Below are 14,198 nucleotides of genomic sequence, written 5' to 3' on the forward strand. Positions count from 1 at the left end.
ATTTATTGCTCCCTAAAAGTTAAAGTAGAGAAATTCCGACACACCTGAAAGGGTAAAAATTCCCCATACCATACAGAATACGGTGAAAACAGCCATAGAGACTGTCGGGCGAAACTTCATTTCCTGATTGTTTTTAAAATTAAGACATAAGAATAACATTCCGGCAAGCATGATCAGTGCATCAACACCCCGGATGGAAGCCATAACTTTATTTAATACAGGAATATGGCTGTAAATAAGATGAAATTCTTTTAACTGGAAGGTCTGCAAAAAAGGTCCCCGGACATTGAGATTTTTGAAGCCGAGGATTCTTTTGATAAACGTAAACGCCTGTGAAATAGAATCTGCCCGGAAAAAAATCCAGGTGATATTTACAAACAGAAAAGTGGCTGCCCATTGAATCACCTCGTGCATACTCTCCCACTGTTTTTTGAACATTCTGGTGACAGCATTACCGATTCCATGCAGGAAGCCCCAGAAAATAAAGGTCCAGTTTGCTCCATGCCAGAGTCCACTTACTAGGAATACCATGATAATATTAAAGTAGGTCCGAACGGTTCCCTTACGACTTCCCCCAAGTGGAAAATATACATAAGTACGCAGAAATCTGGTCAGCGTCAGATGCCATCTTTTCCAGAAGTCTACAATTGACAGAGCCTTATATGGAGAATTAAAGTTCATTGGAATATGGATATTAAACATATATCCAAGCCCGGTTGCCATGTCGCAATATCCGCTGAAATCAAAATAAATCTGGAAGGTATAGGCCAGCATAGTCAGAATTGCTTCCATGGAAGTAAGATCATTTCCGAGATGGCTGTATCCCCATGCGACAGACACACTTAATGTATCTGCGATAACGGCCTTTTTAACAAGGCCTGCCGCAAACATATAAAGCCCATGAGCCATATTGTCACTGTTAACTTTCCAGTTGTTCTTGTCCTCAAACTGAGGCAGAACCTCATTATGCAGAACAATTGGTCCGGCGATCAGCTGTGGAAAGAATGTTACAAATAATGCATAGTCTGCAAAATTATACTCTTTTGTTTCACCACGATAGGAATCGACCATGTAAGAAACCTGCTGAAAAGTAAAAAAGCTGATACCCAGCGGGAGAACAACATGTCGCAGCTGAAAGTCAGCTGAAAAAACTTTGTTCAGATTGTCAACAAAGAAATCATAATACTTAAAGTAAAAGATCAATCCAAGATTAAAGATAAGTCCAATACCAAGCAGAGTCTTTTTGAGCAGTGAGATTCTCTCAGCTGCAAAAAGCCATTTGCGCTGCAGCAGCTGAGACAACAGATAATTGACAAGAATACTACTGCACATGATCCAGAGATAGCTTGGATTAAAATAACCATAGAACCAGAATGACATAAGAATCAATGAAACTTTGGCTAAAACAGGTTTTTTAAGTTTATGCAGTCCGTAATAGCTTCCAATAGCCAATGGCAGAAAAACAAATATAAATATGTAAGAATTAAATAACATTTTTCTATGATTTCCCCTTAACTTTAGTTTTCTATTATTCCGTATCAACTATAAGGGAAACTTCAGGGTTAGTCAAGTCTTTCATGATGTTCAGATGATGAAGGCTGACTATGCTGGTTGATAAGGCGCGGAGCGCAATGTGTTTTGTGTTATTTGTATTTATTATACTATAACATTTACATCTTGAAAAATAACAGCCCGGGATTTATTAAGGTTCTCCGGGCTGTCTTCACTATACAGTATTGATATGTTCCAACAGGGATGTCATCTCCTGATACAAAAGTTCTTTCGTGGATGCACCCATTACAATGGACACAAATGGATTTCCATATTCATTCTGACACAACAGGGCAAGACAGTTTCCTGCACTGCTGGTCGTTCCTGTTTTACCTCCAAGGATCGTGATACCTTTTGGTGCTGTTGCTTCTCCTGTAAGATAATGATCTGTTGCAGTCAGCGCTACACTCGCATCGGAACCATCACTGTATTTATAGCTTGTCGTGTAGCTTCCCAGCTGAGTGATCTCTGTAAATTCAGGATATTTCAGAGCCTCCTTCAGCATCAGATAAATATCATATGGTGTTGTATAATGATTTTCATCCTGCAGACCGTGAGGATTGGTGAAATGAGTTCCTGTACAACCAAGGGAAGCTGCATACGCATTCATCATAGAAACAAAATTCTCTGTCGTTCCTCCAATATGCGTCGCAATCGCAGATGCTGCGTCATTTCCGGAATATACCAACAGACAGTGAACCAGTTCATCCATTGTGACCTGATCTCCCACCTGGAATCCTACACGCTGAGAACCTTCCTCCAAAGTGACATTCTCCTCTGAGATTGTGACAACATCATCCATATTCCCATTGGTGAATGCCAGAAGTGCTGTCATGATCTTGGTAATACTTGCCGGATAAACCTTATCGTAGGCTCCTTTGGCGTACATTACAGATTTGTCATTAAGATTCAGAAGCAGTCCCTCCTGCCCATCCTCCAAAGTGACCGAATCAAGTGCCTGATCCCCACTCACAACACAGAGATCACCGGCAAACGAAACCGCCCTTGAGGTTGTCCTGAGTGTGTTCTGATACTGAAATTCCTGATTGATATCAAAGGCCTGTACCTTTTTTCCAACAGGTAATCCTGTTCGGAATACATAGTATCCACCGCCGCATAAGGCTATGACAAGAAGTATCACTGCTATGACCGGCAGAAAACTTCTTCTGCGCGATTTTTTCTTTCGGGAAGGCGGGTTTCTGCGGGCCTGTGATGCTGCGACCGGACGTGCATTTCTTACGGAAGTATGTGCAGTACCTCCTGTCGGCCTTGCAGACCTTCCCGATTTCCTGTTTGCCGAGGCACTTCTGCCTGATGAGGTATGCGACCTTGCAGATTTTGCTGTATCTGCGGTACGTCTGCGTTCATATGGCTGTTCTTTTTTCATAAGTAATCCTCTTTCTGATTCATAGAATTTTTGCGAATTTCCTTATTATATGCACTGCTCTGCAGACCTACATTCAAGACAAGTCCCATTCCGATATAAAGACTTACCAATGAGGTCAGACCATAGCTTACAAATGGAAGCGGCGTACCTGTGTTCGGTGCTATTCCTGTAGCTACACTGATATTCAAATAACTCTGCAGCGCGACGACACTGGCCATTCCGCAGCATATGATCTTACCGGACAAATCCTTCGCTCGAAGCCCCATCCGGACACATTCAATGGAAATTGCCAGAAGAAGCAGGATGATCAGGGAGCAGCCGAGAAATCCATACTCCTCTCCTGCAACTGCAAAAATAAAGTCTGTCTGATTCTCTGAAACAAAGTTACCCTTATTTACTGAGGTCACCTCGTCACTTCCGGACAGTCGCTTACCGATCAGCTCACCTGACGCGATCGCTGTCTTGGAGTTATTCTGCTGCTGGATATCATCACTGTACTCGTCGTTCTCAGGGTAAAGGAATGACATGATTCGATCTCTCTGATAATCCTTGATCAGTTTCTGATTCGGCTGAACTACTATCGAGAGAAAAATGATGATAAGAGGAACCAGAATCAGAACTGTGCCTCCTATGATCTTATAGCTGAGTCCTGCAATATAGATAATAATACAGAATACAGCCAGCATCATGAGTGTGTTTTTCAAGTCGGGCTGCTCTAAGATCAGAAAAAGAGGAACTGCCAGCAACAAAACAGATTTAGCCAGTGTCTTTGGCGTGTTCAAATCTTCCTCATGATCCATAAAGAACCTGGCGAAAAACAAAATAATAATGATCTTTGACAGCTCTGTAGGCTGAAAACGAATGAATCCAAAATCAATCCAGCGGGCTGCTCCATTTGCAGAGTCACCAAAGAGTCGTACGATCAGCAGAAGCACAATATTGACCCCGTACAAAATCCATTGAAAATTTGAGATCCACGAGTAATCGAGCAGCGAAAGTGCTGTCATGATCAGCAGACCCATAATGACACCGATCAGCTGTTTACTTCTGAGATCATCTCTGGCACTTCCGACTAATATGATTCCGATCGCACTGATCGCAACAAGAAAAAGCACCAGTCTGAAATTATAAAATCGTAATTTATACTGTTTAATCATTTTGTATTTTATTCCCTTTTCTTATATACCGGTATGTCTGCATGAAGGACCGGAGGTTCCTGACTTATCCAGAACACAACGCCTTCCTCATCTATGGAAACGTATTTTTTTACTGTATGGATCATGTCGTCCTTCAATAAATCCATCATTTGCAAGGAACAGCCAATCCTCTCTGAAACCAGAAGAAGCTTCATCCGGTTTCTTGCATATTCTGCGGAGCGGTTTTTGAACTGAAACAAAGCTTTCACATGAATCCTCTCCCTCCGTCTGTAGGCAGTCATTTATGAAAAAGGTTTCCAATCCTCTGAAGCATTCCCTTTTTTTGATGAAGGGGTGCAAATGGAACCTCCTCACCCAGTAACCTGCGGCAGATGTTTCGATATTCTTCTTCAGCCTGTGAATTTCTGCCCGAAAAAGGTTCTCCCTGATTAGCAGCGATCACAATCTGCTCATCATCCAGAATGCTTCCGATCAGATTCACGGCAAGGATCTCAACGACATCCTCCACTGACATCATATCTCCACGTGCGATCATATCCGGACGAAGCCGATTGATGATCAGATGAATATCCTGGATGCCATCTGCTTCCAGAAGTCCTATGATCCGGTCTGCATCGCGAATTGCTGAAACCTCCGGGGTTGTGACCACAAGAGCCTTGTCCGCTCCTGCGATCGCATTTCGGAATCCCTGCTCGATCCCTGCCGGACAGTCCAGAAGAACAAAATCAAACTCTTCTCTCAGTTCTTCTGTCAGTTTGATCATCTGTTCCGGAGAAACAGCGGATTTATCCTTTGTCTGTGCCGATGGAAGCAGATACAGTTCCGGATGTCTCTTATCCTTGATCAGTGCCTGCTTCAGGCGGCACTTCCCATTTATGACATCTACCAGATTGTATACGATACGATTTTCGAGTCCAAGGATCACATCCAGATTCCGAAGACCGATATCCGTATCGACAACGACTGTCCGCTTGTCCAGCATCGCCAGTCCAGTACCGATATTGGCTACGGTTGTTGTTTTGCCGACTCCACCCTTACCGGATGTAACTACTATCACTTCACCCATGTTTCTGCACCCTCCTGAAAAGATATGTTCCAGACTTCTGGTATTCTCTTCTGTATATTTGCCGCAGCACATATCCTTAGTCGTTTGAAGTATTACTTGTATCACTGGAGGCATAACCTGTCAGAATTGTATCCTCGTCTGCCAGATCATAGATGTACTGTAAAATATCATTTGCAGTCAGGCAGGCATTTCCTGATGTATATCCATTTGCAATACGGACAGCAATCGCATATTCCGCGTCTCCCGTAGAAGGTGAGTTTGTATATCCGATAAACAGACCGTGGTTCGGATGGTAAATATCCAGCTCAGCTGTACCTGTTTTACCCGAAAGTGTTACCCCAAGTCCGTTGAACTGCTCATGCGTCTGTACCACTCTTCGCATACCGTCGTGGATATCTTCCCACACATTATTCGGTACATCGCTCATTTCATTCTTTACAGACGGTGCGTATTCATTGAGGATTTTGCCCTGGGAGTCTGTAACCTTATTTAAAAGTGAAAGGTCATAGACAGTTCCCGAGGTTGCCAGTGCTGTCGCATAACGGGCAAGCTGGCTGGTTGTAAACAGATGATTACCCTGTCCAATATAGGAAGGAACTGCTTTACTGTCAGAAATATGTGGTGTTGCTTCTGAAATCTCAATGCCAGTTTTTTCATCGAGACCAAACTCAGAAGCATATTTCTGCAGTTTGGAAAGACTCAGTGTTTCAGAAAAGTCACCATCCGCATTTTTGCCTGCAAGGAAACCGACCATGTTAAAGAAATAGTTACAGGACTGTTCGATCGCACCTCTGATCTCCAGAGATCCGTGACCCTGACGGTTCCAGCAGTAGATGGCCGGTGACACCAAGTCAAATTTACCCGTACATTCATAATAGGTGCCGTCATCGATAACACCCTCCATCATACCTGTAACGGCAGACAGAAGCTTTAAGGTGGAACCTGGTGCCGTTGTCTGCTGCGTTGCCTTATTGAAGAACGGACTCGACTGATCCAGGGCAAGCTTTGTATAATAGCTGGTATCCATATTGTTGCTGAGCTTATTATTATCATATCCCGGATAGGATACACAGGCAAGAACTTTTCCTGTTTTTACATCTGTAATGACAGCGGATGCTGAACATGGTGCAAGTGCAAGCTGTGCTGGTTCGATCTCCAGATTGGCAATCTTGTTGATCATGAAATCATATGCTGACATCTGACCGGATGCAAGGCTTGCGTAGCTTGCATCATCCTTTGAGAGTACTCCCTGCTCATACAGCACCAGACAGATATCCTGTCCTGAAATCCGGTCATCCATAAGCATGTATTTATACAGAAGCTTGGAGAATCCGGTATCTGTCTTGAGATAATCAGTAATATAATCTGTAAGTGTTGTATAAACCTCGTTAGAATCCAGATATTCTTCTTTCGGAGAGATGACCGATATGTCAATCCAGTTCTGACTGGCAGCATAGTTCAGATAATCCTTAAGACTGATGCTGCGATCTGTGGCCCATGCCTGATAGGTTGCATCAGAAGTATCCACCGCATCCTTCTTGATCACACCAAGTGTATCTCTCAGAATGGTATCACAGATATAAGAAAGATATTCTTTAAGCTCATCGGATTCGTCCTTGTATGCCGGTGGATTATCCATTGTCAGCCTATTAGTTATTGTATCAAAAACTTCCTGCTGCTTTTGTTGAAATTTGGCGTATAAATTTTTTTCTGTATCCGATGCATTCTCATCACTGAACTTGTCAATATCAATGACACTGTTCGAGATCAGAGCATTGTATACATCATAGATTGGAATAACGATCTTACTTGCATCCTGCTCAGCTTCATAGTTGAACTCTTTAACAGCCTCAATCTTGTTCAGAAGAATACCTGCAACTCTCTGCTTCAGAATCTGGTAGATTGCCGCCTGCCAGTCTGCATCAACAGAAAGATAGACATCATTTCCTGCCTGAGGCTCGACGGTGGTATCGCTGTCGATCTTCAAAACCTTACCAAGGTTATCAACCGTAACCGTTTCCTGACCATCTGTCCCCTGCAGTTCCAGTTCCATATACTGCTCAATTCCGGCTTTTCCGATTACTGCGCTGCTCTTATATTTTGAGTTCTGCTTCTTAAGATCCGCCAGTTCCTCAGAAGATGCCTTTCCGGTATAGCCAAGAAGCGGTCCCATACTCTCATCATCTACATACTGACGACTGGAATCCTCAAGCACATCAATTCCCTGGAGTTCATTCTGATTTTCTTTGACTGCTGCCACTGTGCTTTCACTGACATTTGTCGCTATCGTAACAGCCATATATTTCTGGAAGCTGTTTGTACTCAGCTCATAACGCATGATCGCAATGTCAAGGACCTCCTGTCTGGTCAGTTCCTCCGGAAGTCCATATTTCTTCAGTTCTTCCGTTGTATAGGCATCGTCGCCATAAAGAACAATAGAAAAGCCCTTGCTGCCGCTTAAGTAGCTCATAATATCCTCTGCACTTGCAGCCGCCTCATCCTCTGTCAGATCATCGATCAGCGCATGACCGTAAATATCCGCCTTAAATCGATTCAGGGTAAATCCCGGCTCAATATCAAATACATAGTTTCCATTATTGTCCAGTTTGATATGGAATGTATTAGAGAGACTGTCACCGTTATCTGCAAGGATACGCAGAACCTTATAGGCAACTCCGTTCAGAGTCAGATTCTTTTCACGGGTGGTATCATAACTTCCATTATCCTCAAATGTCAGAGAATAAGACAGAATATTGGAAGCAATCAGTTTATTGTTTCTGTCATAAATATTACCCCTGGTACTTTTGAGGACTCGCGTTTTCGTCGTCCTTGTCTGAAATTCATCAATATAATCCTCTCCCTGTATGATCTGCAGCTGATAGAGCTGTCGGATCAGGACAAAAGACAACATGATAAATAAAAGTAAAAGTACAGAGGTTCGTTTCAGTTGAAATTTTTTGAATATTCTTTTTATTTTAGTACCCAAATAGATTCCCTTTCTTTCCTGGTTGCATTCATAAAGTGATGATTAATATAATAAAAAATTTTATATACGATCAATGCCAGAAAAACTGTATAAAAGATTTCCGGAATGATGATCCTGTATAAATATTTAAATATCCCAAGTCTTCCCCTCAGGAAAAACTGAAGCCCGTATACGGCAAGATTATAGATGAGATCCATAATAGCCGTCAGTGCCATTGGCACCTTGATATCATCATCATAATAAATACGAAATGCATAACCGCTGAAAAAACCGGCATACATATAGATCAGTGCATAAAATCCAAATACAGATCCATAAAACAGATCCACAAGCAGTCCGCTGAAAAAGCCGGTCCACAGACCACTCTTACGCCCACGCATCAGTCCCATAGATACACACAGGATCAACAAGAGATTCGGTGTGATCGAGCCAATGGCTATTTTCTGGAGGAGCGTGGACTGCAAAAGGAAGCATACAATGATCGTAAAGAAAAGAACAATCTTACTCTTCATTATTCTGTTCCCTCCTGACCAGTCTCTGCGGCATCCTCCTGTGAAGTACTGCCGCTATCGACAGCATCCTGCTTATTGACCGTGATCACAAAAACATCCTTCAGATGCTTAAAGTCCACAGGAGTCACGATCGTACCTGTCTTTGTCAGATTGTTAGTATCCAGTTCGAGCTCACTGACATAACCTACGAACAAACCTTCCACATATTTGTCACTGATGTTTGAAGTGACAATACGTTCTCCCACGGTCACCTTGTCGTCCTTGTCATACAGCTGTGAAAAACGCAGCTTGCCTTCATCGATCAGCTCAAGATCTCCTGTCACCACGCAATTATCATCCGTACCCACAGTCATAACACTGACATAGCTGCTGTCGTCGATAATGGCACGGACGGTTGCCCAGTTCGAGCCTACCTCCGTGACAATACCAACAAGCCCCTTGCCGGAAATGACATTATTATCTACGCGGATGCCGTCGTTGCTTCCCCGGTTGATCATAAATGTATCATACCAGTTTCCAGGATCCTTGGAGATGATTCTTGCCGCAACCTTTGGGTAGGAAGAATACTCCTCATCCAGCTTATATAATTCCTGAAGGCGTGAAAGCTCCGACTGATTCTGGATCAGAATGTTGTTCTGCTCCGTCAGTGTATCCACGGCATCCTGAAGTTCCTGATTTTTGTTGATCAGCTCCTGCTTGTCCTGGAAGGTCTGACTGATCTCACCGATCCAGCTTCCGATTCCATCGATACTCTTCTCAAACGGAACCACGATCATACCTGCTGCCTCTGCCAGAGGTTCCGACGTAACGCCGGAGGCCAGCGTCGATACCACCGCACTGCCACAGAAGAATGTCATGATGACCAATAAATGCTTACTCTTTAAATGTATTCGAAATTGAAATTTCTTTTTCAGGTTTTTCATGTATCATACCCCTAAGAAAATTATAATTTACGTTGTTTGACGGGCTGTGCCCAATTTCTAAGATCCCGGTCCCGGATGATCTTCTCAAGTCCACAGATCGTCGACTTCTCGTAGAAAGGCGATAAATTAAAGGATACGCCTGTATAGCTTGCCAGATAATTGTCGATATACGGAATACGTGTACTTCCACCGGTAAGATAGATTCCCTCTCTGGAAATATGATAAGCGATCTGCGGTGGGATTCGTTCCAAAAATATCTTCATCTCTGCCGCGATCGCATTCACACAGTCCATGATCCCGGCGTTCACGACATATCCGGAAATGATCTCCTCTCTTGGAAGGCCGGAAATACTGTCGATCCCGACCACCTTGCGGGCATCCTTTCGCTGATCGTTCAGTCGTCCCATGGCAATCTTAAGCCGCTTACCGGTACGTGTGCCGATCTGCAGATTATAACGCTTACGTATCTCTGCACAGATAGCTTCATTCATCTGTCTGCCGCCGATCGGAACCTTCCTGGACATAATGATATTTCCGTCCGTCAAAATGGAAAACTGCGTACTCTGTGCACCAATGTTGACGACCATACTTCCCTCATTCTTCTCCATTCGAATTCCCATGGCCAGTGCATCCGCTATGGGAGCTTCCACCATATAAACCCGATTCTGACGAAGCCAGTGACCGTTTACCACATGATAATATGCACGTTTCTCAATCGCCGTCATATCCAGCGGAACTGAAAAAAACATATCCGATCCGATCCCGAGAAATTTATCAATCTTCTTCATCATGCTGTACAAGGCAATCTCCTGAAGTTCCAGATTGGCGATCATTCCAAAAGTCATCGGAGAGTTCACCGCAATATTTACCGGGGATTTTTCAAACATCTCATAGGCCTCATTTCCAATGGCAATGATCGTGTGCCCCTTGGATGCCACCATGTTTTTTTCCATGTAACTCTTGTTCTTTAAAAAGGAATAGACTTTGATGGTGCTGCTGCCCAGGTCTATTCCGTACGTTTTTCGTAAAAGCATAAAACAATCCCTTCATTTCAGGTATTCTCCGAGTATTTCCTGTTCCCTGAAGCTGACATATCTGTGATCTCCAATGATGATATGATCCAGAAGAGAAATTCCAAGCATTTCTCCTGCTTTAAAGATCCTCTCCGTGATCTCACGGTCACAATGACTTGGTGCAGGATTGCCGCCAGGATGATTATGTACAAGTATCAGGCTGACTGCATGATAGCGGAGTGCCTCCAGATATACTTCTCTTGGAGTGATCAGTGTCGCATTTACTGTTCCCTTGGACAGTACAATATCATTCAGCAGATGATTCTGATTGTCAAGCATCATACAGATCATCAGTTCCTGTTCCTGGTGTCGAAGCTGCTCCATATAATAGGCTGCGATCGAGTCCGGATTCTGAAAACTAAGTGCCGGTCTTGCAGCCGCACACGCCATGCGCTTGGAAAGTTCCCCTATGCATTTAAGCTGTACTGCCTTCACGGTACCGATCCCATGAATCTTCTTCAGATCTTCCAGTGAACTGTGAAGAAGTCCAAGCAGTCCCGGGTAGGAAGAATGCTCCATATGATTCAGGATTTCGTTTGCCAGTCCCAGAGAATTCATCCCCCTGGTACCGCACCGCAGAATCACTGCAAGGAGCTCACTGTCACTGAGCACTGCCTCTCCATCCCGTATACATTTCTCATAAGGACGCTCTGACTCCGGTATTTCTTTCATAATTTGATTCATATGTCTGCCTTTTGCTCTCTAAACAAGATCAGACCCCCGAAGAATCAAAACTCATTTTAGCATAAAAAGAGGGAGATGTACACTCCCTCCTAAAAATTTCTGAATTTTTCACAAATGAATTCCGCCACTTTTATGCCATCCATAGCAGCAGATGTGATGCCTCCGGCATATCCGGCGCCTTCCCCGCAGGGATAGATTCCTTCTATATTAGATAGTCCTTCTTTGCTGCGGACAATCCTCACCGGAGAAGAAGTTCTGCTCTCAATTCCACTCAAAAGTGCATCTTCACGGTCAAATCCGGAAAGCTTTCTGCCGAAGGCAAGCATACCCTCCTCGATGGAATCTCCGACTGCCTTAGGAAGAATAGAACGGACATTGGAAAGGACAAATCCACCTTTCATCTGCGGTGTCACCTCACCGAAGGCTGTACTTGCCTGATTTTTTCTGAAATCTCCAAAAAGCTGAACAGGGATCCTGCCTTCTCCAAGCTCCCAGGCTTTACGTTCCAGATCTCTCTGGAAAGCAATTCCCCCAAGTGGTGTATCATCCGGGAAATCAGAAGGACTCACGGTGACGATCAGGGCACTGTTTGCATTTTTGCTGTCACGCGCCTGATAGCTCATGCCATTGACTGCCAGTCTTCCCGGTTCCGAAGAGGCATTCACGACATATCCACCCGGACACATACAGAAAGAATATACTCCGCGTCCATTTTCACAGGTATGTGTCACCTTATAGCTTGCAGCACCGAGGAATTCATTTTCCTCTTCTCCATAAAGATCCATATTGATCATACTCTGCGGATGCTCCACTCGAAGACCGACAGCAAACGGTTTGGGTTCCATATAAACTCCCCGCCGATTTAACATCTCAAAGGTATCTCTGGCGCTGTGACCAAGTGCCAGTACGCAGACCTCTGCCGGAATTTTCTCCTGATCATTCACTTCCACTTCCTTCAGATGTCCCTCTTCAAAAAGCAGGTCTGTCATCTTCGCCTCAAAGCGGAAGCTGCCGCCCATCTCCTCGATCTGATGGCGGAGTGTTTCTACAATGCCGATCAGCACATCTGTCCCAAGGTGGGGCTTTTGCTGATAGACGATCTCCTGTGGGGCTCCTGCCTGTACAAAGCGTTTCAATACCTCATGGTTTCGTCCGTTTGGATCCTTGACCAGAGTATTCAGCTTTCCGTCAGAAAAAGTTCCTGCACCGCCTTCTCCGAACTGAACATTGGAATCAGGATTCAGGACACCATTCTTCCAGAAATGATCCACGGTCTCCTTTCGTCTGGATGCTTGCTCACCACGCTCCAGAACCAGAGGACGATAGCCGGCTTTTGCCAGATACCAGGCACAAAAAAGGCCGGCCGGTCCGCTTCCGACGATGACCGGTGGATGTACGAGCCTGGTACTTCCCGGTTTCGGAAACTGGTATTCCTTCTTTTCCGTTGACATAATATTTTTATTGTGAACTTTTTTTAATATCTGTTTTTCATTCGGAACGACAACATCCACCGTATAGACAAATTTTTTGTCTTCTTTATGTCTGGCATCCAGAGACTGTCTTATAATCTCATATGAAAAACTTCCCTCCGGACATTTCAGCGTCCGTGCAATTTTTTTGTGAAGCTGTACTTCTGTATGATTCACAGAAAGCTTTAACTGTGTGATCCGTATCATCTTTGCTCCTTTGCCGCATATCTGCCTGCCACTGCTCCGCTTGACCACGCCCACTGCAGATTATAGCCTCCGCAGGGACCATCAATATCCAGGAGTTCCCCCGCAAAATACAGTCCCTGACAAAGCAGGGATTCCAGTGTTTCCGGGTTTATTTCTGTAGTATCTACCCCTCCGGTGCAGACCTGTGCCTGCTCAAATCCGCTGGTTCCCTTTATTTCAAGCGGAAATGCCGTCATTGCCATGCAGAGGTCTTTTTGCTTTTGAAGGACTTTGATCAGCTTATCCGGAAGCAGACCGAGAAGTCTCTCTGCCGCAGAAAGCTCCGGATATTTCTTTTCCCTTTCCAAAAGAAGTTCCCGGACAGCTGTTTCTGTATATTCCGGAAAAAAATTCAATGTGACAGACACCTTTTTTTTCTGATCCAGTGCCCTTGCTGCCGCTCCGCTGATCTGAAACACAGGAATACCAGAAATACCATACTCTGTCAACTGAAGCTCTCCGGTTTCGCTGTCAGATATCGTTCCATCGATCCATAACGTCGCCTTACCTTCCGTACGCACCCCTGCCCAGGAAGAGAAGAAATTTCCCTTCGCCTTTAGTCCTGTGAGTGCCGGAAGCGGTCTTAAAACAGAATGCCCAAGTTCCTCTGCAAGGACATAACCACTTCCGTCAGAGCCCGGAACCTTTGAAGCTTTGGAGCCATTTGCAAGAATAACAGCATCACCTTCATATGTCCAGCCTTCGGTTTGAACCTTCCAGGTATTCTGTTCTTTATAGATTTTTAAGACCTTTTCCCTGGTTTTGATTTTTACTTTGAGAGAACGAGCTCTGAGAAGCAAAAGCTCCGGAATATATTTCGCCTGCCCTCCACGAGGATACAGCCAGCCCTTTTTCTCTGTCACGACAATTCCCAGTTCATCAAAAAATCTTAAGGTATCTTCCAGAGAAAACTGAGCAAGGATCTTCTTTGCAAACTCTGGATGTTCTCCGTGAAAATACTTCCAGGACATATCCTGGTTTGTCAGATTGCAGCGCCCATTTCCTGTCACACAGATTTTGCGTCCTGGCTTCTCATTCTGTTCCAGGATCGTGACGGTGGCTCCGTTTCTGGCTGCCATGATTCCTGCGGTAAGTCCGGATGCACCACCACCGACAATGATCACCTGTCGTTTTTTATCCATAA

At 44.3% G+C, this 14,198-nt stretch carries 12 protein-coding genes; all 12 read right to left on the reverse strand.

From position 1 onward, the window contains the following. Positions 1-12: 12 nt before the first annotated feature. On the reverse strand, positions 13-1,494 hold the full coding sequence (locus LIR34_RS04565; protein WP_173902120.1) for an MBOAT family O-acyltransferase: 1,482 nt from the start codon (positions 1,492-1,494) through the stop codon (positions 13-15). 232 nt (positions 1,495-1,726) lie between these two features. Continuing rightward, positions 1,727-2,938 carry a D-alanyl-D-alanine carboxypeptidase family protein gene (locus tag LIR34_RS04570; RefSeq protein WP_173902121.1) on the reverse strand — a complete coding sequence of 404 codons (1,212 nt, stop codon included), beginning with the start codon at positions 2,936-2,938 and terminating at the stop codon, positions 1,727-1,729. Further along, positions 2,935-4,095 (reverse strand): FtsW/RodA/SpoVE family cell cycle protein, encoded by a 1,161-nt coding sequence (locus tag LIR34_RS04575; RefSeq protein WP_173902122.1) that lies wholly within the window; start codon positions 4,093-4,095, stop codon positions 2,935-2,937. The genes LIR34_RS04570 and LIR34_RS04575 overlap by 4 nt, the downstream gene beginning before the upstream one ends. An 8-nt stretch (positions 4,096-4,103) precedes the next feature. Beyond that, positions 4,104-4,343, reverse strand: coding sequence for a cell division topological specificity factor MinE (locus LIR34_RS04580; RefSeq protein ID WP_227240482.1), 240 nt, complete (start codon positions 4,341-4,343; stop codon positions 4,104-4,106). Positions 4,344-4,372: 29 nt separating this feature from the next. After that, positions 4,373-5,161 (reverse strand): septum site-determining protein MinD, encoded by a 789-nt coding sequence (minD, locus tag LIR34_RS04585; RefSeq protein ID WP_161284302.1) that lies wholly within the window; start codon positions 5,159-5,161, stop codon positions 4,373-4,375. 76 nt (positions 5,162-5,237) lie between these two features. Further along, the gene (locus tag LIR34_RS04590) at positions 5,238-8,072 is read right to left on the reverse strand and encodes a penicillin-binding transpeptidase domain-containing protein (RefSeq protein ID WP_244092196.1); all 2,835 of its coding nucleotides are present in this window, start codon (positions 8,070-8,072) and stop codon (positions 5,238-5,240) included. A gap of 59 nt (positions 8,073-8,131) precedes the next feature. Then, the gene (gene mreD / locus LIR34_RS04595; protein WP_161284306.1) at positions 8,132-8,659 is read right to left on the reverse strand and encodes a rod shape-determining protein MreD; all 528 of its coding nucleotides are present in this window, start codon (positions 8,657-8,659) and stop codon (positions 8,132-8,134) included. After that, the gene (gene mreC, locus LIR34_RS04600) at positions 8,659-9,582 is read right to left on the reverse strand and encodes a rod shape-determining protein MreC (RefSeq protein WP_161284308.1); all 924 of its coding nucleotides are present in this window, start codon (positions 9,580-9,582) and stop codon (positions 8,659-8,661) included. Before mreC ends, mreD begins: the two co-directional genes overlap by 1 nt. 20 nt (positions 9,583-9,602) lie before the next feature. Further along, on the reverse strand, positions 9,603-10,616 hold the full coding sequence (locus LIR34_RS04605) for a rod shape-determining protein (RefSeq protein WP_161284310.1): 1,014 nt from the start codon (positions 10,614-10,616) through the stop codon (positions 9,603-9,605). Between the two features lie 12 nt (positions 10,617-10,628). Then, positions 10,629-11,339, reverse strand: a complete 711-nt coding sequence (gene radC, locus LIR34_RS04610) for a RadC family protein (RefSeq protein WP_161284311.1) — start codon at positions 11,337-11,339, stop codon at positions 10,629-10,631. 89 nt (positions 11,340-11,428) lie between these two features. After that, positions 11,429-13,015 (reverse strand): NAD(P)/FAD-dependent oxidoreductase, encoded by a 1,587-nt coding sequence (locus LIR34_RS04615; RefSeq protein ID WP_173902123.1) that lies wholly within the window; start codon positions 13,013-13,015, stop codon positions 11,429-11,431. Then, positions 13,012-14,196: an NAD(P)/FAD-dependent oxidoreductase gene (locus LIR34_RS04620; protein WP_173902124.1), complete on the reverse strand. Its 1,185-nt coding sequence runs from the start codon at positions 14,194-14,196 to the stop codon at positions 13,012-13,014. Before LIR34_RS04620 ends, LIR34_RS04615 begins: the two co-directional genes overlap by 4 nt. Positions 14,197-14,198: the final 2 nt, after the last annotated feature.

The organism is Blautia sp. MSK17_66, assembly GCF_020538025.1.
GTDB lineage: Bacteria > Bacillota > Clostridia > Lachnospirales > Lachnospiraceae > Blautia_A.

Coding starts and splice junctions, on each gene's coding strand:
- LIR34_RS04575 (WP_173902122.1), bottom strand. CDS start 4,095: ATGATTAAACAGTATAAATTACGATTTTATAATTTCAGACTGGTGCTT.
- LIR34_RS04565 (WP_173902120.1), bottom strand. CDS start 1,494: ATGTTATTTAATTCTTACATATTTATATTTGTTTTTCTGCCATTGGCT.
- mreD (WP_161284306.1), bottom strand. CDS start 8,659: ATGAAGAGTAAGATTGTTCTTTTCTTTACGATCATTGTATGCTTCCTT.
- radC (WP_161284311.1), bottom strand. CDS start 11,339: ATGAATCAAATTATGAAAGAAATACCGGAGTCAGAGCGTCCTTATGAG.
- LIR34_RS04605 (WP_161284310.1), bottom strand. CDS start 10,616: ATGCTTTTACGAAAAACGTACGGAATAGACCTGGGCAGCAGCACCATC.
- LIR34_RS04620 (WP_173902124.1), bottom strand. CDS start 14,196: ATGGATAAAAAACGACAGGTGATCATTGTCGGTGGTGGTGCATCCGGA.
- LIR34_RS04570 (WP_173902121.1), bottom strand. CDS start 2,938: ATGAAAAAAGAACAGCCATATGAACGCAGACGTACCGCAGATACAGCA.
- LIR34_RS04615 (WP_173902123.1), bottom strand. CDS start 13,015: ATGATACGGATCACACAGTTAAAGCTTTCTGTGAATCATACAGAAGTA.
- mreC (WP_161284308.1), bottom strand. CDS start 9,582: ATGAAAAACCTGAAAAAGAAATTTCAATTTCGAATACATTTAAAGAGT.
- LIR34_RS04590 (WP_244092196.1), bottom strand. CDS start 8,072: ATGTTGTCTTTTGTCCTGATCCGACAGCTCTATCAGCTGCAGATCATA.
- minD (WP_161284302.1), bottom strand. CDS start 5,161: ATGGGTGAAGTGATAGTAGTTACATCCGGTAAGGGTGGAGTCGGCAAA.